This is a genomic window from Opitutus sp. (assembly GCA_024998815.1).
In the GTDB taxonomy this organism is placed as follows: Bacteria; Verrucomicrobiota; Verrucomicrobiia; order Opitutales; family Opitutaceae; genus Rariglobus.
On the sequence record JACEUQ010000002.1, the window covers coordinates 770,937 to 794,613 of the forward strand.

A 23,677-nucleotide genomic window follows, 5' to 3' on the forward strand; every position below is an offset into this window, starting at 1 on the left:
AAGGGGAAGAGTTTATGATTAAAGGGAATGGGGTCGTTTAACGGCCGAACCGCAGGTCCGAGGCAGGGGAGAGAAAATCCTCCGGGATAAAAATACCGCCTCGTACAACTAACACGGTTAACGGTCCGCTCGAGGTCATGCTCGCACCCTCGAAGTCGCCGTGCTTCGGATTTAGCTCATTGGGTGCACGGGTATCGCCCGTGCTATCCAGGAAACTCCCGCCGGTCTTGAAGCCAATAGCCACAATCGGATCGGGGATCACCGGGACCAGCTTGGTCACAAGGGTCTGGGTTGTGCTCACGGCCACGGGAGTCGCCTCCCGCTCACGGTAGATGGCGTGCAGACCGGTGCCGAGCGCCGGGGTGAATTGGGTGGTTGTCTCGTCGCTGCCATAGCGGAAGCGGCCACTGCTTGCACCCAACAGCGCGGTCAACCCCGTGCTACCTTCGAGAGAACCGGTGAATAAAGTCGCCCGTCCGCCGCTGCCGGTGGTGAAGGTCGGGCTGCCGCTCAGGACAATGTTGCCACCGGCGGCGGTGTTGGGCGTGGCGCTCTTGCCTGCGTTGAACACGATGGCCGAAGCGGTGGTGTTGGCGGTGCTGATATTCTGACTGACCGTCAGGTTGCCTGTGCCGGTTTCCACCGTGACGAGTCCGGTGGCGGTGATGCCGTTGGTCGCACCGACCGTGCCGATCGCCAGCGTGTCACTATCGAAGAACGAAATACCGCCGGTATTCGCCGCCAAGGTGGTTACATTGTTTGCGGTGTTCGTCAGCGTGTAGCTGCCACCCGTGCCCAACAAGGCGAGGCTGCCCGCAGTGATACCGGCCGATTGGGTGACCGCACCGGTGGTGTTGAGCGTGAGGGTATTGCTGCCGACGTTTAACGCCCCACCGACGACGATGTTACCGGTGTCGCTCAGTAAGATCACGCTGTCGTTGGCGGTGAATGCCCCTGTGGTGATCAGGCCGGTGCCGTCGGATCGTCCGACCGTAATGCTCGAAAAGCCGTCGACGAAGTTCGTCGAAAAGTGAGCGGCGCTGAGGGCGAGGGTGCCGGCGCCACCGCCCAGGCCAATGGTGGTGGCGGCAGTCAGTGGCTTGATCGTGAGTGCTCCCGTGGAGCGGTAGGTGCCCTCCAGGCTGACGGTATCGGCCGTGAGGGTGATCGCGCCGGTGGTGCTGGCCCCGCCCACGGTCGAGTTGCTCGCAATCGAGATCCCGCGCGAGGCGGAACCCAACCCAGCAGTGCCCGTGAGGCTGATCGCCCCGCCGGTTGAGCTGACCACGTTGCTGTTACTGGAGCCCTCAAAGCTGATGCCGTGGTTGGTGTCGCCGGTGCCACCGCCGACACCAATGACCGTGAGGGCGCCGTTTTGTGTACTCACGGTGATGGTGCCCGTACCCGAGGAGTTATTCAAATTGACGCCATAATTGGCCACGTTGCCGCCGCCGGTTTCGTTGCCGCCCTGGCCGTTGAGGGTGATGGTGCCTGTGCCGGTGGTGGACACGGTGACGTTGCCGCCGGTGTCGCCCACCAGCTCGATGCCCTTGGCCCGACCGGCCGTGCCATCGCCATCGCGCCCCTGGCCATTCATCGTGATGTTACCTCCGGCGGCCGAGATCGTGGAATTACCAATCGTGATACCCATGTTGCCGGCACTTGGGCTGATGGTGTCGGAAATGTAATTGGCAACCGTTCGCAAGCCGTTGGCATTGCCGGAGCCATCACCGGCGGTGCCACCGCCCAGAGTGATGTTGCCGCCGTTGCTGCTCAGGGTGGTGCCAAACAGGGCAATGCCACCGCCGCCGGTGTTGTCGCTGTCACTGTTGAGCGTGATGCCGAGGGTGCCCGTGGACGACGAGATGCTGCTGCCGGAATTGAGCAGGATGTCGCCCGTGGTCTTGATCCGCAAAGTCGCGTTGCCGCCGCTGGCGTTGGTGATCGATTTGTTGGCGAGAACGCTGAAGTCGGTGTCGGCGGTAGTCTGGGTCAGCGTGGTGCTGGCCGCGCCGAGGGTCACGTTGCCGGTGTAGGTCTGCGCCCCGGTGGTGGTGACGCCTCCGCCGTTGATGGCGACGGTGGGGGCCGTGACGTTGAAAGAGGCCAGCGCTTTCGAGCCGCCGACCGCAGCGCTCAAGGTGACGGTCCCTGCGCCTGCATTGATCGTGAGCGGGGAGGCCGCCAGGTTGGTCTCACGCAGGTAACCGGTTACAGTGTTCCCCGTTTTGGGCAGGTCATTCCATTGCCCTTGGGTTCCGGTAAACTGAAGCGCGGACTCGGCTTCATCAGTCAAGGCGGATGACCCATTGAAGTTATTGGGTTCACCGGAACTGAAGTTCGAATACCCACCCGCTACGGTGCTGCCCCCGCCGCTGCCGTTGGTGTTTTGGGTGAAAAAAATCAGTCCGTTGGTGTCCAGACTGGCCTCGGGGCCGGCCACCCAGCGCCAACTGCTATTGCTGCCAATCCCCGTCACACGCCGGCCACCCAACCAATAGTCGGAAAAGTTCGTCGCCCGGCTGGCGATGGAATTTTCGAGCCGTGAGGTAATCGTCGCGAGGTAGGTGTCATTGGTCGCAGTGCCGGACCCTGATTGGGCCGCAGCCAAGGCAGCTGTCCAATCCAAGCCACTGGTGACGGCGGTGTAGCTGTTGCCCGAATTCACCAGACCGCTAAACGACACGCTGCCACCGGCGGTGTTGATGGTGAGGCCACTGGTGTTGGCGATGATCGTTTCGCCCTGGAGTGAGAAACTACCACCTCCGGTGGACAGGGTGAGTGCGCTACCCCCGCTAAAATACACATCGCCCCCGAGCAAGGTGGTTACACCGTTGATCGAGCCGCTCGCTCCGGTACCGAATTCGAGATTGCCGCCGTTGGTAGTGAGGTTGCTGCTCACCTGGATGTAGCCAGTGCCATTGCGGTCCGTGTCAGCGTCAAACACCAGGCCCAAGGTGCCGGTGGTCGATGAGATATCCGCATTGATGACGATGTCGCGGTGGGCGTTAAGCCGGAGTGTGGCATTGCCGCCGCTGGTTTTGCTGATGGTACTGGAAACGGTGATATCGCCGCTTTGGCTGCCGCCCGAACCGGTGGAGATCACCACATTGGTGCCGGCGTTGAGCTGAGTTTCCAGATCGGTGTTGAGGATAAACGACGAGTCGGCGGTCGAGGTCCAATTGGGGAAGCTCGGGCCGCCGGTGGTCGCGGTGCTGCCGATCTCGATGTTGATGGGGTCGAGCAGCCACTGGCCGCCTTGGCCGTTGGGCGCGGAGGCATTGGCGGTGATGCCCGCCACATCGAGCCAATAGCCGGAGGTTTCAATCGCACCACCGTTGCCGCTGAGCGCTCCGCCTTTGGCCTGAATCACGCCGTGGGCGCGGGTCTTCGAAGCGGCGTTATGAATATCGCTCCAGAGCACGACTTTGCCGCCATCGCCGGACTGAGTGGCGCTGGCGTCGATCTGGGCCCCGGACTCCATGGTCACGGTGGTAGCTTGACGCAGAGAACCGCTGCCTTGCCAGTCGCCGCCGACCAACACCGTGCCGCCGCCGGTCGGGCCGGTCGCGGTTAAACGTGAGGTGTTCGCCAGGGTAATATGGTCGGCTTCGAGTACGATCCGGCCGCCTTGGTTCGTCAGGCTGCTGGCCTCGATCACGCCGCTGTGGTTAATCACACTGGTCTGAAGACTGTTTGCAGCTCGGGCCGAGAGATACACCTGGCCCCCCGAGGCGCGAATTGCCCCGCCTGTGGCGATCTGGGCGTCGAGAGCACCTTGGGTGATTTGCAGTTTGACCGGCCCGCCGAGGTCAAGCGTGGCGGCCTGGCCGGCACCGAGCAGGACGTTGCCGCCCGCCGCCTCGATGCTTCCGGTGGTGGTGACGGTGGCCGCGATCAACGCGATGCTGCCGCCGAGGCCGTTTTCGCCGCTGGCGATGAGTGTGCCTTGGTTGATAACGGAAGCGCCGCTGTTGCCGGCAAACGCGTAGTTACCGGCCATAAAATCGCTTGCGCCTAGGTTCAGTGTACTGGCAACCAAGCTGCCGACGTTGACCTGGGCGGTGGGGGTGAAGAGCACGCCATTGGGGTTGACCAAAAAAACCTGGCCGTTGGCCCGGAGCGCCCCCTGGATCACCGACACATCGGTGCCCACGACCCGGTTAAAGGCCACGGCACTGGCCGACGGCTGGACAAATTCGACGGTGTGGCCGGCGCCGATGTTAAAGCTCTGCCAGTCGGCCGCGAGTTTGGGTGTGGCCTGCGTGACAGTGAGGGTGGTGCCGGTCTGGTGGATCGTGCCGCTGCCGGCCACGATGCTACCTCCCGTGGGCAAATCAGCCGCCCAGGCCGCGATCCAGGTTGTCGCGACAAAACCAACTGAAAGGAATCCGAAGCGATAAGGCGTAAAAGTCATGAGGAAAGGAAACTAAGGGTTTATCCCTAGGCTTTACGGCACCCCCCGCGCATTTCTTTAATCTAAGTCGTTAAAAAATATAGAATTTATCGAAAATTGGGGGAGGGTAATCCGAGAGTGGAGGGGCGCTTCCATCCATCCATTAACTAATTCCACATCACAATATTATGGGCTTTTACCGTTTCTGCATTATTTTTCAAACCCGATAAATCGACAAAAATCACCCTGGCCAGAATGGCACTTAGTTAGGCCCGACCGCCCCAAAGGGGCACTCGATCAAAGCCTAGGGCAACGCCCTAGGAATCATGGATTAAGGTACACCAGCCCTGAAGGGGCGACTTAACCGAAAAAGACGATAGCCCCGCCTAACTAAGTGCCATTCCACCCTGGCCACTTCAGACCTTTTCTTTCTTCAGCGGTTGTGGGTCTCCGGCCAGACCCTTGCCGGAGACATTCGATCACCAAAACCAACCAAATCGCCCCGCCCCCCCCCTAAGCACCGCCCGCGCACGCGGCAGTTGCTGCGTCATCGAGATGCCTCCGACCCTGCGTTTTTTCTCAGCTGGCAACTGCGCACAGGCGAACACGGAGTTCGAGCGTTTCATATCCCCAAAGCGCGAAATCCCACTCCAAATGTAGCCATGTAACACCCGGTCCCTTACGGCTGCTGCTGGTTATCCCCTCTTAAAATTCATCAACCGTCTGCGATCTGTGCCCATCTGTGAAATCTGTGGTTAAAACTTCGGCGTTTGGAATTAACGCCAAGGCCCCATGACCAAAACGAGCGGCGTTGACCTGCGCGGGGCGTCCGGTCACTCCGGCCCATGCTCACTCTGCCTGAAGACGAACTCACGTTCCTAACCGACCTGGTCAAAACCTCCCGTCAAAAGCCCCACCATGTCGAGTGGGTCGATCGTGACGGCACCGAGCGCGTCACCGTGCTAACGCCAGCGGAAGCGGTGCGGGTCAATAAAGTGGCTCACGGCCTGAAGATTTCCAAGAGCGAGGTCCTGCGTCAGGCCGCCCACGTGCCGGTTAAGAAGTAACCAAGTTCCTCCCTCGCCCCCGTATCACGCCCCGCTTGTTTCCCTGACCACCAAGCCAAAGTGTCACCTAATAGGTGACACTTTGGCTTGGGCTGGAGTTTGGCCCCAAAACGAGTTGAGATCCGTCCCCCCAGCTAAGGTAGAAGCTTACCGCAGGTAGCAACGGCATGGGTTTCGATGCGTTCGTTGACGTGCGGGTGGCTGTTGCGAAGTCTGCGAAACTCTCCGGAGTGATCAGCTCAGATCGCCATACATGATGCGCCGCACCTGTGTGGTTCTTGGCACGAGTTAAACGGCCAAACTCCAGACCTTGAGCTCACGCTCAAGGCCACGTTCGGGCGGGTGCGGCCTGGAGTGTGCCTTTGCCTGGGTGGCTTTGGCTCGGTGTGGCTTCGTGCGTGAGCACGAGGTGTTTTTTCTGGCTGCGGTGCGCCGAATCCTTGAGCTCACGCTCAAGGCCACAAGGAGTGTGTTCGCGAAGAGTGTGGCCTTGAGCGTGAGCTCAAGGATTCGGCTGATCTGCGTTCGACTAGTCAGGGGCCAAACTCCAGACCAAGCCAAAGTGTCACCTAATAGGTGACACTTTGGCTTGGGCGAATGAGGAAACTGGGGGGTGGGGGGAGGGGCGGCGGTTAGATCGCTAGAGTGCTGATTTAACCCTGAAACTGCCGGTGGGTTTCGATCTGCGCGGCAAAGGCCGCCTGCTCCGACTCGGGTAAACCGGCGGGGAATTTCGAACCGCTGCGGCGCCAGCGCACCAGCCACTCTTCACCCAGCGCCTTGGGCGCGAGCGGATGCGTGGCGATCGACTCCCGTTGCGTGAACCCGATCGTGGTCGTCGCCTTCGGGCCCGTGCCCGCGCCTTCAGCCACACAGAATCCTGCCGTCAACAAGGCCACCCGCACCGCCGTCGAATTCGAATAGGTGTATAGCTCCGCCGCTTTCCCGCCACACTGGCGGGCGATGCGCGTAAAAACCGCCGCCGTCCACAGCCCGGTATCGGTTTTTGAGGAAAACGGGTCGTAGAAAATCACGTCGGGTGCCGGACTGGTTTCGATAAACGAAAGGAAGTCACCCTGGCGCAGCTCCCAGGTGAGTAACCCCGAGGCGTGGGCCCAGCTGCCGTTTTCCAGCAGGCGATAAGGAGCGCCGTGGCGCAGGTGGGGGAATTGATGCGGGTGCTTGGCAGCCAGCTTGAGCGGGTCGAGGTCGCACTCAAAACTCTCGATGCGCAGCGGACGCACCGCCGACGGCCCGTGCTCGGCCAACACTGTTTCGAAGCAGCGCAGCGCCGCCATGGCGTTGTGCGCCGCACCCAGACCGACGTCCCACAGCACCACCTCGGCGGTGTCCTCGGCGGAGCGTTTCAAGAGCCGCGCCGCCAGATACGACTGGTCGATGTAGAGGGTTTTCGCCTCATCCTCGGGGCGGTTAACCGAGTGCATGATCTCGCCAGAGCTGATTTGGCGGATACTCGAAAAGCCTTTTTCGGAGGTGTGAATCGTGTAATCGCCGAGCTGCGGGGCGCGTTCAGCCTTGGGCTTTTTCTCGGGGATCGTGGGGTTATCCTCATCGGTGCGGACCAGGTCGAGGCGCTTGCGCTCGTAGTAGGCGAGCCAGGTGCCGGTGAGGATGGCCTCGCGGATTTCGCGCATGAGCTGGTGGTAATACCAGATGTTGTGCTGGCCGAGCAGGTGCCAGCCGAGGTTTTCGCCGGTCTTAACCAGATGGTGAAGGTAGCCGCGTTCGTAACGCAGGCAGGTCGGGCAACCGCAGCGCGCGTCGAGCGGGCCCTGCTGGAATTTATACACGGTGCGGGCGATGTGCATCTTGCCGTGTGAACTGAAGGCGGTGCCGCGCTGGGCAAGCTGCGTCGGGATGATGCAGTCGAACATGTCCACGCCGCTGTTCACCGCCTCCAAAATGTCGATCGGCGTGCCTACGCCCATCAGGTAACGCGGCAAGTTTTCCGGCAGGTGCTCGGTAACCAGGTGCGTGAATTCGTAGCGTTGGGCGTGAGTCTCGCCGACGGCGAGGCCACCAATGGCCAGGCCGTCGAACGGGAGGTTGCGCAGGTAGGCGGCGCTTTGTTTACGCAGGTCGTGGTGGCAGGCGCCTTGCACGATGCCGAACATGGCTTGCGGCGAGTCACCTCGGGCGCGCAACGAGCGCTCGGCCCAGCGGTGCGTGAGGTGCATGGCCGCCTCGGCCTGATCATAGGGCGCGGTCGAGGGAATGCACTGGTCCAACACCATCATGATGTCGCTGCCAATGGCGCGCTGCGTAGCAATGCTCAGCTCGGGCGTGAGGTTGTGAACCGTGCCGTCGACGTAGCTTTTGAATTTGGCGCCGTCCTCCTCCATCGCTCGCGAGTGCGGCAGGGAAAAAATCTGAAAGCCGCCCGAGTCGGTCAGCACCGGGCCGTCCCAGCTCATGAAGCGGTGGATGCCGCCGAACTTTTTAAACACCTCGGGGCCGGGACGCAGGAGCAGGTGGTAGGTGTTGGCCAACAGCACGCTGGAGCCGGCGCCCTTGAGCGTGTCGATGGTCTGGGATTTGACCGTGGCCTGGGTCCCCACGGGCATGAAAACGGGCGTACGCACCTCGCCGTGGAGGGTGGTGAACCGCGCGGCGCGGGCTTTGGAGCCGGGGGCGGTTTTTTCGAGGGTGAAATTGAGGCGCGACATGCGAATTGAAAAGGGACGGGAGGGTGGCGGAGGACGGTCGGTCGGTAGACGGACTGGGGCCGGATTGACGGAGGACGGAGTGGCGGATTAACGGACGCGGTGCCGAAGGAGGGGCGAGTAAGGGGAAATTTGGGGCGGGTGCGAAGTACTTTGTTCGCCCTAAGGGTCGCAGAGCTTGAAATGCAGCGCCGACCGCGTCGGACTGCGCCTCATGAAAATCAAAACGGCCGTCTTCGAGATCAGCGCCCAAACCCTTGCGACGAGCCCGCGTTGGACTTTGCCCGAGTTCGCCTTTATCGGCCGCTCCAATGTCGGCAAGTCGTCCCTGATCAACCTGCTCACCGAAAACAACCGCCTGGCCAAGGCCTCCGACGCGCCCGGCAAGACCAAGTTGATCAACTTTTTCCGCATCAACGCCAACTGGTGCCTGGTGGACTTCCCCGGCTACGGCTACGCCAAGATCGCCAAAACCCAACGCGCCGATTTCAACGAGGCGGTGGCCGACTTCATCGAGGAGCGCGAAAACCTTGTTCACCTGTTTGTGCTGATCGACTCGCGTCTTGCTCCGCAAAAAATCGACCTGGAGTTTTTGCGCTGGGTGGTGACCGCCGACGTGTCGTACTCGCTGGTGTTCACCAAAACCGACAAGCAGTCCAACTCGGTGACGCAGTCGAACATCGCCCTGTTTAAGCATGCGATCGCGGAGTTCGTGCCCGAGCAGCCGGCGGTTTTCACCAGCTCGTCGACCACGCGCAAGGGCCGCGACGAGATCCTCGACTTCATCTCGGCGGCGCTGAAAACAGCCAAGGCGGGCTGAGACGCGGGTATGGGACGAGGAGTTTCGCCGTAGGTTCGTTTCGTTATACCAGTTAGCGTTCAAGTTGAGGCTTACGGCATCCTTGAGCTCACGCTCAAGGCCACACGCTTCGCGAACACGCTCCTTGTGGCCTTGAGCGTGAGCTCAGGGTGTTTTCCCAATGGTATTCGCTCCCTCATGACCAAGTTAATTAAGCTCATCTTGAACGCGAATTGGTATTAGTAGCGCAGACGTCATAGTCTGCCTCGGGATGCTTCTGAGCAGACTGGAAGTCTGCGCTACTTTTTCGGGCCGAGACCTTCACCCTTGAAAACCGGCAGGGAGCGGAACGAAGATGCCGCTACCACTATCTCTATCGTCGTATGAGCACCACCCAGTCCCCTAGCCCGCTGTCAGTTGTCCCGTTTATCGCCGCCGATGCCGGGTTGTTGCTCACGGCCGGACTGATCGGCTGGTTCACCCCGGGCGAACTCACCGGCGGGCCTTTGCTAGCCGTAGTGAGCTGCGTCGGACTGGGTGCGGTAGCGATGATTTATCCCTTTATTGTTAACGACGTCCACCAACGCGATGTCGCCCTGGCCGAGCGTCAGCGCGAGTTGGCCGAGCTGGTCACCGCGTCCAATGCCCACACCTCACGCTGGGGCACCCAATGGGCCGCCGCCGCCACTGGTCTTGAAGACGCCGCCGCTCTCGCCAGCCGCAGCCTTGCCGCAGCCGAACGCCTGCCCGTGGTTTTCCAGCAAACCGCCGAGGCGCTCACCCTGAAATTAACCGAAGCTGAGCAGCTCGCCCAGGCCCGCGCCGAACGCGCCGCTCAGCAGGAATCCGCCTTGGCAGCCCAGCTCGGCGCGCAACTGGCCGCCCAGCTCGAACAACAGGCCGAGCAACTCGCCCGACAGGCCGCCGTGTCCGGTGCGCAAAACTCGGCTCTGGCGACGCGTGAAACAGCCCTCATCCATCACTCGGCGAAACTCGACGGCCAGTTAACGACGCTCACCGGCCAACTGTCTGCGTTGACCGGCCAAGTGGAGAAAAACGCCACGCAAGAGTCCGCCTTGGCCGCCCGCGAAGCGAGCCTCGACAGCCAGATGGCGACCTTCGCAGAGCAGTTTGCCGCGCTCACCGCCCAGGTTGCGCCCATCGGCACGGCGGCGGCGGAATTTAAAACGACTCTCCAGGAGTTCGGTCGCTTTGAGGCAAACGTGCGCGAACACCGCGCGGCGATCGCGGCCTCGCTGAGCGAATTCCCAGTCGCTGCGGAACAGGCGCGCAGCGCTCGCAGCGAGTTGCAGGACGCCCTTGCTGCGGCACCGGTTAAACTCGCGGCCGAAGTCGAGCAGCGGGTGTCCGTCGCCGAGGTGCGCCTTGGCGCCACCACCGCAGCCCTCACCGCACGCTTGGCGGAGGTGGAGGCAGCCGTGGCGGGATTGGTTAACCAATTGAACCGCGTTGCGGAAGTGGCCGCCGCAGCGCCCGTGACTCTCGCACCCACGTTGGCCGCTGAAGCCCCCGTGCAGCAGGCACCCGCAGCCGCTGTTGTGGTTGCAGCGGTGGAGGTGGTGGAGGCAGTCGTGCCGGTGGTTGCAGCAGCACCCGAAGTTGCGCCAGTCGAGGCGGTGCAGGAGCCGGTGATCGTCGTGGCGCCCGCAGCCCCGCCTGCAACCGTGGCGGTGGCCGCAGTCGTTCAAACACCCACCGGAGTGACCGCCGCTGCCCAAGCGCCTAAAGCCGCTCCGGGCGCGCCGACGGCGGCGGCGAAAACCCCGATTCGCAGCGAGTCGATCATGGACCCGTTCATCATCCCCAAGAACGGCTACGCCGCGCTCGCCGACGCGATGGATCTGGGCGACGCGTAATACGTCGCGTTCAAGATAAGCTTAAGGAAAACGGTCCGTGGGGCAGCGGCATCCGTGGGGCAATCACCCTGAGCTCACGCTCAAGGCCACGGGGAGTGTGTTCACGAAGGGTGTGGCCTTGAGCGTGAGCTCAAGGATGCGGTAAGCCTCAACTTGAACGCTAACACGCCTAAGGACAGCCACGGCCAGGCTTGCAGCGGACCGACCCGCGCTCGGCTCCATCGCCGCTCAGCGCCGATCGGGGCGCTTGAGGGTAAAACGGTCGCGGGTGGTCACGTAGTTTTCGCCGCCCAGCCGCCCGACGGTATCGAGTAAGGCGGGATCAATCGTCCCAGCGGCGCCGAGAACCGCGTCGCTCACATAGGCGGCAACGATGCGCCCAAACACCACGCTGGCTGCTCCCGCGCCCTCGCCCATCGGCACGATGGAGTGCAGTCGGCACTCGAAGGCGACCGGAGCCTCCGCCACCCGTGGCGGGCGCACCTGCGTCGAGGCGACGGCGGCGATGCCGAATTTATCAAACTCACTCTCACCGTACGGCAGCAGGGCGGCGCAGGCGTTCATCTTTTCGGTGAGGACGTGGGAAACTAGATTCACCACAAATTGCCCGGTCGCCTCGATATTGCGCACGGTGTCCTTCTTTTCGCCGGCGCGGTTGTTGACAGCCGAAAACATCAGCGTGGGCGGGTTGCCGGTGATGCCGTTAAAAAAGGAAAAGGGGGCGAGATTGGTGCGCCCGTCGGGCGAGATCGTGGACACCCAGGCGATTGGCCGGGGGGTGATTGTATCCGCCATCCAGTTATAAGCGTCACGAGGAGAAAGCGCGGTGAAATCGAGGTGCATCGCGGCACCTTGTCGGCCGCACCGAAGTGACGCAACGCACGAGCTCGCGACCGCTCAAAGATTAACGCAGCGCAAGGCGTCTATTTGTGGAGCTTAAGGGCATAAAAGTAGCGCAGGCTTCCAGCCTGCTTCTGCTTTTCCACGCCGAGCAGACTGGAAGTCTGCGCTACTTTTTCACCGCCTTTCGGCCTGAAAGCGGGCTCGCACGCCAAAAGCGAAGCGGCCACGGTTGGCGTTTTCCCCATGGCCTATCCCGACACCGAATCCTACCTGAAAGCTCGCATTCGCACCGTCCGCAACTGGCCGCACGCCGGGATCAACTTCCGCGATGTCACCACCCTGTTTCACGACCCGGAAGCCTTCCGCGTTCTGGTGGAAAGCTTTTCGCTGGATGCGACCCGGCTCGGGGTGAACCTGCTGGCGGCGGTGGACGCGCGCGGGTTTATCCTCGGCGGGGCGCTGGCTTACCAACTGAACAAGCCCTTCATGCTGGTGCGCAAGAAGGGCAAGTTACCCTTCGACACGGTGGGCACCGACTACGCCTTGGAGTACGGCAAAGCCTCCATTGAAATCCACACCGACGCGTGCAAGCCCGGCGACCGCGTGCTCATCGTCGACGACCTGATTGCGACAGGCGGCACGGTGCTGGCGGCGGCTAAACTGGTCCGCTCGCTGGGTGCCGAGGTGGTGGGTGTGGCGGCGGTGATCGACCTGCCGGAGCTGGGCGGCTCGGCCAAGCTGGCCGCTGAAGGTATCGCGGTGCATGCGCTCTGCCGGTTTTCGGAGACGGAGTAACGCCCACTTCCCGCTTGCCCGATGGAAATCCGGGCGGCACGTTAACTCCACTGTATGTCCGCCCCAGTCCCCCTCGACGAAGCTCCTTGGAAATCCGGCCTGCGTAGCGCGCGCGCCAACCTCGTGCCCGGCCTCGCCCTGCAAGCCTTCGCGCTGGTGGTGGTGCTCGGCTACTACTGGCACGGCCCCACCCACGCGTTGCTCGCCCAACTCAGCGAATTGCGCGCCAGAATGGGAATGTCCTTCGCCATCCTTTCTACCGGCCTGTTCGGCGGCTTGCTGCCCCTGCTCTACCTCAAAAGCACCCCCGCCACCCGCGAACAACTCAGCTGGCGCGCCGGCTTCGTTTACACCGCGTTTTGGGCGTACAAGGGCATCGAGGTGAGCCTGTGGTACGGCTTCCTGGCGCTGACCTTGGGCGACGCCGTGGACGTGGGAACGGTCACCGCCAAAACCGTGATCGACCAGTTCATCTATTGCCCGATTTGGGCCGTGCCCTCCACGGCGGTCTTTTATTTCTGGTACCAACACGGCTGCAGCCTCGCCCGCCTCAAGGCCGACTTCCGCGAACCTCGCTGGTATGGCCGCCGCGTTCTGCCGCTGCTGTGCGCCAACCTCGGCGTCTGGCTGCCGCTGGTTTGCATCATCTACGCGTTGCCCACGCCCCTTCAACTCCCGCTGCAAAACATCGTCCTGTGCTTCTACACGTTGCTGCTCGCCCACATGTTGAACCGCTCCGTCCGCGCACCGAGCGCATTGCCCGCAACTGCCTCGGCCCCCGTGGGTCTCAGCAGTTAACTCTCGCAACTCCCATGACCTTCCACGCCTCTCGTTCGTTCGCCCTGCTGCTCTTCGTCTCGATCTGCGCTTGGTTCGGGCCCACCGCCCGCGCACAGGTCGAGGCCTCGCTCACCGCCGCCGACGAGTCGGTGCAGCCCGGGCGCCCGCTCACCGTGGCCCTGCGGCTGGTTCACGAAGCGCCGTGGCACACCTACTGGCTCAACCCCGGCACCGGTTTGCCCACCCAACTGAGCTGGAAACTCCCGCCCGGCTGGACCGCCTCGCCCATCCACTGGCCGCTGCCCAAGGTAATCAGCGACCCACAAGGCACCATCGCCGGCAACGGCTACGAAGGCGTCCTCTACCTGCCCGTCACGTTGACCCCGCCCTCCGACCTCCCCCCCGGCAGCAGCGTCACCCTCGCCGCCGACGCCAGCTGGCTCATGTGCGCCGACACCTGCGTGCCGGGCAAAGCCACCGTCTCGCTCACCCTGCCCATCTTGGCCAGCCCGCCCGCCGCCGATCCCCTTCACGCCGCCGCCATCGCAGCAACCCTCGCCGACCAACCGCGCGAGTTAACCGGGCTGTCCGCTCGCGCCACCCGCCAAGGCGACAAGATCAACCTGCGCCTCACCCACGCCGCCCCCGACGCGCAGCCGCTTCCACCGGCGCAAAAACCGTGGTTTTTCGCCAACGATGAGACCATCGCCTTCGACCAACCCCAGACCGTGCGCCCCGCCGCGTCGAACTCCACGGGCAGCGCCGCCACCGCCTCGCCGGCCACCAGCGGCATCGGCGGCGAATGGCTGAGCCTCGACCTGCCCGTCACCCCGGAACTCGCCGCCGCCCCCACGCGGCTCATCGGCGTGCTCCGCATCGAGGGCGAACCGGCCGCCACGGGATTGCGCATCGACGTCCCCATTGAGCCCGCCTCGCTCGTCCCGACGGCTGCAAACGGGGCTGCGGCGACGACGGGCGGCTTCGGCGTCACCCGCGCCACACCCGAGGCGGCGGTGGCGGTGGACACCCTTGCCGGCACCCTGCTGCTGGCTTTTGTGGGCGGGCTGATCCTCAACCTGATGCCGTGCGTCTTCCCGGTTCTGGGGATAAAAATCCTCGGCTTCGTTAACCAGGCTGGAGCCGACCGCCGCAAGGTCACGCTGCACGGCCTCGCGTTCGCCGGCGGGGTGTTGCTCTCGTTCTGGACGCTGGCGGGCGCGCTCGCGGTGTTGCGCGCTGGTGGCGACCAACTCGGTTGGGGCTTTCAACTCCAGTCGCCCGGCTTCGTCTTTGCCCTGGCTGCGGTGATGCTGGTGTTCGCGCTGAGCATGAGCGGGGTGTTTGAATTCGGCCTGCGCGCGGTCGGCGTCGGGTCCGGCCTGCAAACCCAGGGCGGCTTCACCGGCTCGTTTTTTACCGGCGTGCTCGCAACCGTGGTGGCGACCCCGTGCAGCGCGCCGTTTCTGGCGCCCGCTCTCGGCGCTGCGCTGGCCTTGCCGGTGGTCGAATCGTTCGCCGTGTTCACCGCCATCGCGGTCGGTTTGGCGCTACCCTACCTGCTGCTCTCGATTTTCCCGCAGGCGGTCAAACTGCTGCCCCGCCCCGGCGCTTGGATGGAAACCTTTAAACAAGCTATGGCGTTCCCGCTGTATGCGACCGTCGGTTACCTGATTTGGGTGTTGGCCGGGCAGCTCAAAGCCGACGACACGGCGCTGCTCGCGGTGTTACTTGGCCTGACCGTGATCGCCATGGCTACCTGGCTGTACGGACGCTACGCCACGTACAGCGCAACTCCCGCGCGCGCCCGCCTTGGGGTGCTCGGCGGGCTGATCCTGCTTGGACTCGGACTCGGCTTGGGCTGGCCGCGACCCAGCGCGCCCACCGAAATCGTCTGGCAGACCTGGAGTCCCGAGGCGGTGGCTCGGGCCGTGGCGGACGGCAAACCGGTGTACGTCGATTTCACCGCGCGCTGGTGCTTCACCTGCCAGACCAACAAGAAAGTGGTCTTCGGCTCAGCCGAGGTGCTCAAAACCTTCCGCGAGCGCGAGGTGGTTACCCTGCGCGCCGACTGGACCGACGCCGATCCACGCATCACCGCCGAGTTGGCGAAGTGGAACCGCAGCGCGGTGCCCTTTAACCTCGTTTATCTGCCTGGCAAACCGGCACCCATCGCGCTCCCCGAGTTACTCACCCCCGGAACCGTGCTGGACGTCCTCAAGAGCGCACCGTGAAGGGAGCCCGGAGCCATTTAGCATCCACATAAAACGTACCGAAGGGCAGAAAGCTCGCGGTCATGACCAACCCGGTACGCGTCACCGACCAGCCCTCATCGATGGCGGCCTGAAGCGCGGCGGCGAGATAAGCGATAAACAAGACGCCGTGCGCCATCCCGATCACCCGCACCCATTCCGGCTGGCCCCAGAAATACTTTAGCGGCATGGCCAGCCCCAGCAGCAGGAGAAACGAGGTGCCCTCCAGCCAACCGATCAAGCGCAGGCGTCCGCGTGGCGAAGTAAAAATCATCATTCCCGGCATCGAGCAGCAGGCGGTAAACGAGGGCAAGTTTCGGATTTCAGTTTCGCGCCAGCAGCACGGCGCCCGCTGTTTGATTAGCAGTGAACGGCTTTTCTTCGGGAACCCCAAAACCCGCAGGCTTGTTCGCAGCGGCAACCCCAGTTTGCCCCAGCCCAAAGTGTCACCTAATCCTAAATCCGGCAATAGAAAGTGCGGCCGGCGGGCGTTGCCCGTCGGATAGATGAGGGTGGAGAGTGCTGCGGCAGGCTGAACGGAAGCGCGATCAGCTTGGGGCGGTGGCCAAAGGCGGTTCAGGGCCGAGTACAGGGAAGTTTTCCTGTAAAATCCTCGCTACGATTTGCCCCCAGCGCTGGGCGACACTCCATTGCTCCGCATTATGAAGGATACCATGTAACCATCTGGCCAGCTTTGTGATGAGTTCACTCAGGCGAGGTGCCTCGGCATGGCTCAAGCGCACGTCCAGGCGGCGTTGACCGGAGTGTTCGCTCTGCCGGGTCGCTCCGCAGAGCAGACGGGGACGTGTACTCACCGCCTCGTGGTGCTGACCGGGTTGAAGCAGGCGGTGATAGAGCGTCCACCAGTTGTAAACCAGTGCGGCCAAACGCGCGGCGTGCTGACAGGAGTTTAGCTCCTGGGAGGTAAACCCCGACCAGCTCCACTGGTTCTTGAGCTCGTCGAAGGGGTTTTCCGCGCCCCCACGTTCCCGATACAGGGTGGCAAGGGTAAGGATCTCGTAGGGCAGGCTCGTAACGAGGATCTGATGTTCGTAGATGATCGGCTCGCAGGCGGCCGCGTCGGGGATGTTCAGCAGCAAAGCGTGGTCGGCTTGCTCGCGCACGAGGCGGCGGCGGGCCCGGGGGTGGCGTTGGTCGTTGAGGCGACGGCGCAAGACCACCACACGTCGGGCCCGGTTCCAGCCTTGCAGGCGCAGGCAGCTTTCGCAGCCCTGCCAGCCTTGTCCGGCGTCGGTCCAAGCGGTGGTGGTGGTGCGTTCAAGCGCGGCCACCAGCTCGCGGGCCTTGGCGGTGCGGCGCAGTTTGAACAAATAGTTGAGTTTACGCGCTTCAGCTTCACTGAGCAGCGCCTCCTGGCCATAGGCGCAGTCACCGCGCAAAAGATGGGGCCGGCGCTCGGCTGGCAGTCGGTCGATGAGCGCCCACAGCCCCGCAAAACCATGTCCGGCGGCGGATTGATCGCCGGGGTGCACCTCCACGTCCAGACACAGGCGCAAGGTGGCGATCCAGTAGGTGTGGTAGGCGTGGCTGGGGCGTCCGGGCTTTTGCGGGTTATAGCCGATGCTGGCACCTTCCTGACGTCCATAGATGGGCTTGATGGTGACATCGATGTCGAGGATCCACTGGTTATCCAAAAACCCATGACAGGTTTGGTCGAGGTGACGCCGCAACCAGTCCTGCCCCTGCTCGGCACCGATGCGAGCCAGCGCCCGGCGCACACAATCCTCGCTGACAATCGACTTAAGTCCGAGCAGGCTCGGGGCAATGTCGTCGCCGCGCAGGGCCGCGAGGTGCGCGTAGCGATAGTGCCCGGAGAGCATCCCCAAAAGCAGGGTTCCAATCACGTCGCGAGGGCGGTGTGCGCGGTTGCTGCTGTAACAAAGCGGCGTGTCCGCAACCAGTGCCTCGAAGCCTCCTGTCGCACACAAGTACTGCGTGAAAAACACCAGTGCCCCCAAGGGGCTCACCGGCAACTCTGGGGCGAACTGCGCACGAAAACGTCCTCCGGGTGTATCCACAATCAACACCTCGGCGGCATCGCTTGGCGTTGCCTTGTGATCAGGGTTTTCTGACTCACCCTCGGGGTGAGCTTTTTCCGGCGGTAAAAACGGCGGCATATGACAGCCAAACAATCACCTGCGTGATTTTTGGCTAGTTTCTATTGCCGGATTTAGGCTAATAGGTGACACTTTGGATCGGTGGCTTGGCGTGAAAGCCAATCGCACTCAGCAGACTGGAAGTCTGCGCTACTTTGAGGAAACCTGAGCGCACCTATGACTGCCGAGACGCTCCACCCCACCGCTGCCGCGATCATTGCCGCGCTCCAACTCGAAGCGTTGCCCAACGAGGGCGGCTTTTTCCGCCCGGCCTACCGCAGCGCCCTGTGCCTGCCGAACGGGCGGGCAGCCGGATCCGCGATTTATTTTCTGCTCACGCCCAAAGGTTTTTCCGCCCTCCACTCCCTGAGCACTGAGGAGCTTTGGCACTTTTATGCAGGCGATCCAGCCGAGCACCTGTGCCTCGATCCGGCCACCGGCAACGGCACCAAAACCCGGCTTGGCCCCGAAATACTGAATGGCCAGCGGCCGCTGCTCGTGGTGCCGGCTGGTGCGTGGCAGGGCGCGCGACTGGCCCCCGGCGGCCGTTGGGCCTTGCTCGGCTGCACCCTGAGCCCGGCTTGGGACGAGCGTGAATTCCGCCTCGGTGAACGCACCCCGTTAACCTCGGCCTTTCCGCTTTGGGCAGAGGAGATTCGCGCACTTACACGTTGATTTTGACAGGGCCACCTCGCCGCGCATCTTCACCCCCTAAACCATGTCTCTCGCCGATCTCCGCAAAGACTACAGCTTGTCGGGCTTGTTGGAAAAAGACCTCGCCCGTGACCCCATCCGCCAATTCGAGCAGTGGTTCCAACAAGCCGAGGCGGCCCAGGTCATCGAGCCGAATGCCATGACGCTCGCCACCTCGACGCGCGAGGGCCGACCCTCGGCTCGTACCGTATTACTCAAGGGACTCGATGGACGTGGCTTTGTTTTTTTTACCAACTACGAAAGCCGCAAGGGCCGCGAACTCGCCGAGAACCCCCGCGCCACACTCCTGTTCCCCTGGCTGGCGTTGGAGCGGCAGGTCATCGTCGAGGGCGAGCTCAGCCAGGTCAGCCGCGAGGAGAGTGCTGCGTATTTCCACAGTCGGCCGCGGGCCAGCCAGCTCGGGGCGTGGGTATCGCAGCAGAGTTCCATCATCACCGGCCGCTCAATTCTGGAAGACTCGTTAAAGGCCTTGGAGAAAACCCACGCAGGCGCCGAGATCCCGCTGCCTCCCGCCTGGGGCGGCTATCGCCTGACGCCGAAAAGCATCGAGTTCTGGCAGGGCCGCCGCAGTCGCCTGCATGACCGCATGCGTTACCGCCGTGACGCTGTCGGCGGGGAGTGGATTATCGAACGGCTCGCCCCCTGAACCTTCGCGTTAACCGTGCCTGTCGCCTCCGCTAAAAAACGCCCGAGCTCGCGCCCGTCCGACCGCCTTCTCGCCGCGGCCCTCGCCACCCTGGGCGAAGGCGTGCTCATCGCCAGTGCCTGCTGGCAACGGGGTGGATTTCCCGTCGTTTTTGCCAACGCCAGCCTGTGCGCGCTGACGGGCTGGTCCACCGCCGAGCTGCGCGGTCAACCCCACGGCCACCTCCACGCCGATCAACGCTCGCTGGCGGCACTGCGCCGCTGGCGCACCGACCCCAACCCTGCTGAGACGCTCACCGGCGAAGGTTACCTGAAGCGCCGCGAGGGCGGCCCGCTTTACGCGACTTGGACCTACAGCCTTGTCACCGATCCACGAGGGCGCGTCACCCACGTCGCCGTCACCTACCGCGACCTAACCGCGAAGCGCCGCCTGCAAGAAGACCTAATCCACTCGCAGCGCCTGGAGGCGGTCAACCGCTTGGCGGGCGGTGTGGCGCACGACTTCAACAACCTGCTCTCGGTGATCAACGGCTACTCCGAAATCCTGGGTGCAAAACCCGCCCTGCGCGAGGCCGCCCGCGAGCTCGGCGAGATTCACCGCGCAGGCATCGAGGCCGCCGGCTTGGTTCGTCAACTGCTCGCCTTCAGCCGCCGTCAATCCATGACGCCTCTGGTCGTGAGCTTGAACCAACTGGTTGCAGACAACGCCGGCATCTTGGCCAAGCTCCTCGGGGCGGATAAATCGCTCTCCCTCGACCTCGCCGCCACCACCGATCACGTGTGCGTGGAGCCTGCTCAGCTTCAGCAGGTGCTGCTCAATCTCACGCTTAATGCCCGTGACGCCATGGACGTCGGCGGGCGGGTCACCCTGCGAAGCGCCAACCACACGGTTTCCCCCACCGGCCACGCCCGCCGCGACGCCCCCGCTCCTGGGCGTTATCTCAAGCTGAGCGTTCAGGACGACGGACGCGGCATGGACGAGGTGATCCAGGCCCAGCTCTTCGAACCCTTTTTCACCACCAAGCCGCACGGCCAGGGCACCGGCCTCGGCCTCGCCTTGGTTTACGGCGTGGTGCAGCAAAGCGGCGGATTTATCTGTGTGCGCAGCGCCCCGGGCGAGGGATCCTGCTTCGAAATTCTACTCCCCGAGGTAACCGAGGCGTTGTCGCAACAACCCACCTCGCTCGGGCCGCTGCCCTCGACCCGAGGCAAGGAAACCGTGCTGCTGGTCGAAGCCGACCTCGTTGTCGCCAAGATGGTCGGCGGCATTCTCACTGCCGATGGTTACACGGTCCTCACGGCCCCGCGTGCCAGTGCCGCGCTGCCGCTCGTGCTTCGCCACGGCAAACCGGTGCACCTGCTCATCGGCGAACTCAACCCGGCTGAAGGCGCGAAACTCGCCGGTACGCTGCAGGCCCGCCACCCCGAACTGCGCCTGATCGCCACGGACGCCAAGTCCACTCCGACCCGCGCCGGCGTGGTGGCGCACGGCCACCGCACGCTTCCCAAACCCTACGCGATGAGCACGCTCTTGCAGACCGTGCGCGCCGTACTCGACGAACCCTCGCCTCAACCGGAATCCGCACCCGCCATCCACCGGAAAAGCCCCGCCCATGCTCATTCGCGATCAAAACGAGATTAATTACCCTAGTTTATGGGAAGCGGATACCTTGGGGAAACACCCTGAGCTCACGCCTAAGGCCACTATGAGTTTGTTCGCGAAGCGTGTGGCCTTGAGCGTGAGCTCAGGGATTCCGTAAACCTCAACTTGAAAGCTAATGAGTATTAAAGCCCCACGCCTCCCCCGCCCCCGCTCATGAAAATCTTGCTCACCGGCGCCTCCGGACTTGTTGGCAGCGCCTTCGCCCAAGCCGCCACCCGTCGCGGCCACCACGTTATCGGTTTAGTCGGCACCTACGCCGGAACCGTTCCCGGACTAGCCGAGAAACGCGCCCTCGACCTGACCGATGAGGCCGCGCTCACCGCAGTCGTCCTGGAGACCTTCCCCGAGGCCATCGTCAACTGCGCGGCCATTTCCGAACCCGCCCAGTGCGATGCCGATCCAGCCCGCGCCCAAGCCCTCAACGTCGCCCTGCCCGAGCAACTAGCACGGCTCGCCCACCACCTGAGCGCCAAGCTCATTCACCTCTCGTCCGAGCAGGTTTTCGATGGCACCAGCGCCGAACCCTACACGGTTAAAAGCACGGTTAAACCGTTCAACCTTTACGCCCGCCAGAAGGCCGAAAGCGAACGCCTGGTGCTGACCGCAGCGCCCCTCATGTCGGTCACGCTGCGCGTCCCGTTGCTCAGCGGCAACAGCCTCACTGCGCAACGCAGCCTGCACGAGCGCCTGTTTGCAGCCTGGGCTGCGGGCCAGACCCCGCACGTGTACACCGACGAATTCCGCCAGCCCTGCACGGCGGGCAACCTCGCCGAGCTGATGGTCGAAATCCTCGAACGCAACGACGTGCGCGGGGTGTTTCACTGGGCCGGCGCCGACCTGCTTTCCCGCCACGAACTCGCCCGCCGCATCCGCGCGCATTTCAAGTTAAGTGAAACCTCCGCGCCACTTCTCGCGCTCTCCCGCGCCGATGACCCGAGGGCAGCCTCAAAACGCCCCGCCCGCCTGGGGCTCGACCTCAAACCCCTGGCCGGCGTGGTCAAAACCCCGATCGAGACCTTTGCCGCGCAACTCGACCAGTTCATCATCCCGCCCGCCTGCCGCGCCTGGTATTTCAGCGCGTAACCGCCACCCCCAATCGTTCTCGTTCTCCTACTCCTACTCGTTCTCGATTCCTCATCCCAACGCCGAGCTCCAGCCAGCCTCGGCTCCATCCGCCAGATCCTAGAACGCTTAGGAGCAGGAGAACGAGTAAGAGTAAGAGCCCGAGTAAGAGCCCGATTCCCCCAAAAACCATGCAGCTCCACATCCTTCCTGAGCGGACCGCCGGTGCCGCGGAAAACATGGCGGCGGACTTCCTGCTGCTGAACCGCTACCCTGCCCCGGAAAGCGCCCGGTTTCGCCATTACAGCTGGCGCATGCCCGCCGTGACGTTCGGCTTCGGCCAAAAAATCGCCTATGTGCGCGAGCAACTCAAGGCCCTCGCCCCCGACGAGCACTTGGACATCACCCGTCGGCCCACCGGTGGCGGCGTGGTGGATCACCGCGATGACTGGACCTTCGCCTTGGTCATCCCGCGAGGCCAACCACTCTACGATGCCCGCGCCACCGAGAGCTACCGCCGGGTCCACGCCGATTTGGTGGCCGCCCTCCAGGCCCAAGGTCAGCCCGTAGTGCTGAAAGAACGCTGTGACTCCGCCTGCTCAGGTGAACCCACCAGCGCGCCCACCGTCTGCTTCATCCGCCCAGAACTCTACGACGTACTCCATGCCGAGACCGGCGCCAAAGTCGCCGGGGCGGCGCAGAAACGAACCAAGCACGGGCTCTTGTTTCAGGGCAGCATCGCCAAGTCGGCACTGGGCGAAGTGGACTGGGATGCCTTCACCGAGGCCTTCACTACCCGCCTCGGTGAAACTCTCGGGGCCGAAGCGCTAACCAGCCCGTGGCCGGAATTTGCAGAGGGCGAAATGGACGGGCTGGTCGAGCAATACTCCGAAACCGGCTGGCTAGAATACCGCTGATCGCCGGCGGGCAACGAAGGCCTCAAGCGCCCCGTTTTAGGAGGAGAAATCCCTTTCCGAGCCGACACGAATTCGACCGTTTTGAAGGGAACGAAACCGGCCACAACCGCCGCCACTGAAGGCCATCAACCGCGCCCAAAAACGCCGTATCGAAAAAAAGGATGCAGGCCCAAAAAGCCCGCCGTTTTTGCGTAAAAACACCCCTTTTCGCTCACTGGGCACTTGCATTTATAAAAGACTCACTGATGCTCGCCACGCGCGGCGCATAATGCGCCAAACGCCCGAAACCACTTTCGGGCGTCCTACCAGAACCTAAAATCCATACAGGAACATCCCATGGCCAAAGCCACCAAGACCGTTAAGAAAGTTGTCGCTGCCAAGAAGCCCGTCGCTGCCAAGAAGGCTGTCGTCGCCAAGAAGGCCGTCGCTGCTAAGAAGCCCGTCGTCGCCGCTAAGAAGGCTGTCGTCGCCAAGAAGCCCGTCGTAGCTGCCAAGAAGGCCGTCGTCGCCAAGAAGAAGTAACGAGCCCGTCTCGCTGCCTTTTTAAGGAAAAAGCCGCCCGATTTTCGGGCGGCTTTTTTGTGCCTGCATCAGTCGTTATTGAAGCCCGAAACGGCCGGATTACCTCCGAAAAGTAGCGCGGACTTCCAGTCTGCCTCAGAGCTGAAATGCAGGCTGGAAGCCTGCGCTACTCCAGACCGCCTGCGGAGCTCGTTAAGGCGCTACAGTTCAATCCATCCAGTACCCGCCCTTACCCTTGTCATTGCCTGCACCGACCGCCTCCAACTCCTCGGCGTGCTCCTCGGGAACCTGCTCCAACGGGGCAAACCGCTCGGAGGAAAAACCCAGTTCTTGCTGGCCCGCGTGAAACGGATCGGTGGGGTTAACCAGCTCGGTGAGCAGCAAGCCCACGGTGGCGCTATCGCCGCCTTTGACGACCTTTTCCCGGCCGAGAAACACCTCTCGAATGGTGTAGGTCGAACCCTTTACCGGGAGCTGCTTGTAGATGGCGCGGACCACCGCGACGAAGCTATCGTTGGTGCAGACGACTTTCTGTCCTTTGATCATG

At 63.1% G+C, this 23,677-nt stretch carries 18 protein-coding genes; 12 read left to right on the forward strand and 6 right to left on the reverse strand.

Annotated elements, in window-relative coordinates; translation table 11 throughout:
• Positions 1-37: 37 nt before the first annotated feature.
• Positions 38-4,417, reverse strand: a complete 4,380-nt coding sequence (locus tag H2170_11135) for a filamentous hemagglutinin N-terminal domain-containing protein (protein ID MCS6300632.1) — start codon at positions 4,415-4,417, stop codon at positions 38-40.
• Positions 4,418-5,241: 824 nt separating this feature from the next.
• On the opposite strand from H2170_11135, the gene H2170_11140 reads away from it, so the two are divergent.
• A complete protein-coding gene (locus tag H2170_11140) occupies positions 5,242-5,463 on the forward strand; it encodes a hypothetical protein (GenBank protein ID MCS6300633.1) in 222 nt (73 codons plus the stop codon).
• Positions 5,464-6,116: 653 nt separating this feature from the next.
• Here H2170_11140 and tgt read toward each other — a convergent pair.
• Positions 6,117-8,150 carry a tRNA guanosine(34) transglycosylase Tgt gene (tgt, locus tag H2170_11145; GenBank protein ID MCS6300634.1) on the reverse strand — a complete coding sequence of 678 codons (2,034 nt, stop codon included), beginning with the start codon at positions 8,148-8,150 and terminating at the stop codon, positions 6,117-6,119.
• A 211-nt stretch (positions 8,151-8,361) separates the two neighbouring features.
• Here tgt and H2170_11150 point away from each other — a divergent pair, with 211 nt between their 5' ends.
• Both H2170_11150 and H2170_11155 read left to right on the forward strand, forming a co-directional pair.
• On the forward strand, positions 8,362-8,967 hold the full coding sequence (locus H2170_11150) for a YihA family ribosome biogenesis GTP-binding protein (GenBank protein ID MCS6300635.1): 606 nt from the start codon (positions 8,362-8,364) through the stop codon (positions 8,965-8,967).
• Positions 8,968-9,329: 362 nt separating this feature from the next.
• Positions 9,330-10,823 (forward strand): hypothetical protein, encoded by a 1,494-nt coding sequence (locus H2170_11155; protein ID MCS6300636.1) that lies wholly within the window; start codon positions 9,330-9,332, stop codon positions 10,821-10,823.
• Positions 10,824-11,051: 228 nt separating this feature from the next.
• On the opposite strand, the gene H2170_11160 is transcribed toward H2170_11155, so the two are convergent.
• A complete protein-coding gene (locus tag H2170_11160) occupies positions 11,052-11,666 on the reverse strand; it encodes a flavin reductase family protein (GenBank protein ID MCS6300637.1) in 615 nt (204 codons plus the stop codon).
• 243 nt (positions 11,667-11,909) lie between these two features.
• Between H2170_11160 and H2170_11165 the strand changes: the two genes are divergently transcribed.
• The 3 genes from H2170_11165 to H2170_11175 are packed head-to-tail and all read left to right on the forward strand — an operon-like array spanning position 11,910 to position 15,472.
• Positions 11,910-12,461 carry an adenine phosphoribosyltransferase gene (locus H2170_11165; GenBank protein MCS6300638.1) on the forward strand — a complete coding sequence of 184 codons (552 nt, stop codon included), beginning with the start codon at positions 11,910-11,912 and terminating at the stop codon, positions 12,459-12,461.
• Between the two features lie 54 nt (positions 12,462-12,515).
• A complete protein-coding gene (locus H2170_11170) occupies positions 12,516-13,259 on the forward strand; it encodes a hypothetical protein (GenBank protein ID MCS6300639.1) in 744 nt (247 codons plus the stop codon).
• A 14-nt stretch (positions 13,260-13,273) separates the two neighbouring features.
• Positions 13,274-15,472: a thioredoxin family protein gene (locus H2170_11175; GenBank protein ID MCS6300640.1), complete on the forward strand. Its 2,199-nt coding sequence runs from the start codon at positions 13,274-13,276 to the stop codon at positions 15,470-15,472.
• On the opposite strand, the gene H2170_11180 is transcribed toward H2170_11175, so the two are convergent.
• A complete protein-coding gene (locus tag H2170_11180) occupies positions 15,456-15,764 on the reverse strand; it encodes a DUF3817 domain-containing protein (protein ID MCS6300641.1) in 309 nt (102 codons plus the stop codon). The genes H2170_11175 and H2170_11180 overlap by 17 nt on opposite strands.
• 274 nt (positions 15,765-16,038) lie before the next feature.
• Positions 16,039-17,628, reverse strand: a complete 1,590-nt coding sequence (locus tag H2170_11185) for a transposase (protein ID MCS6300642.1) — start codon at positions 17,626-17,628, stop codon at positions 16,039-16,041.
• Between the two features lie 156 nt (positions 17,629-17,784).
• Here H2170_11185 and H2170_11190 point away from each other — a divergent pair, with 156 nt between their 5' ends.
• From H2170_11190 to H2170_11215, 6 genes are all read left to right on the forward strand, one after another.
• Positions 17,785-18,282: a cupin domain-containing protein gene (locus H2170_11190; GenBank protein ID MCS6300643.1), complete on the forward strand. Its 498-nt coding sequence runs from the start codon at positions 17,785-17,787 to the stop codon at positions 18,280-18,282.
• Positions 18,283-18,325: 43 nt separating this feature from the next.
• A complete protein-coding gene (pdxH, locus tag H2170_11195; protein MCS6300644.1) occupies positions 18,326-18,967 on the forward strand; it encodes a pyridoxamine 5'-phosphate oxidase in 642 nt (213 codons plus the stop codon).
• 15 nt (positions 18,968-18,982) lie between these two features.
• Entirely contained in the window at positions 18,983-20,608 is a 1,626-nt protein-coding gene (locus H2170_11200; GenBank protein ID MCS6300645.1) for a PAS domain S-box protein, read from the forward strand.
• A 174-nt stretch (positions 20,609-20,782) separates the two neighbouring features.
• Positions 20,783-21,712, forward strand: a complete 930-nt coding sequence (locus tag H2170_11205; protein ID MCS6300646.1) for an SDR family oxidoreductase — start codon at positions 20,783-20,785, stop codon at positions 21,710-21,712.
• 170 nt (positions 21,713-21,882) lie between these two features.
• Positions 21,883-22,608: a lipoate--protein ligase family protein gene (locus tag H2170_11210; protein ID MCS6300647.1), complete on the forward strand. Its 726-nt coding sequence runs from the start codon at positions 21,883-21,885 to the stop codon at positions 22,606-22,608.
• Positions 22,609-22,944: 336 nt separating this feature from the next.
• Entirely contained in the window at positions 22,945-23,130 is a 186-nt protein-coding gene (locus H2170_11215; protein MCS6300648.1) for a hypothetical protein, read from the forward strand.
• A 207-nt stretch (positions 23,131-23,337) separates the two neighbouring features.
• Here H2170_11215 and H2170_11220 read toward each other — a convergent pair whose 3' ends face one another.
• Positions 23,338-23,676, reverse strand: coding sequence for a hypothetical protein (locus H2170_11220; protein MCS6300649.1), 339 nt, complete (start codon positions 23,674-23,676; stop codon positions 23,338-23,340).
• Position 23,677: the final 1 nt, after the last annotated feature.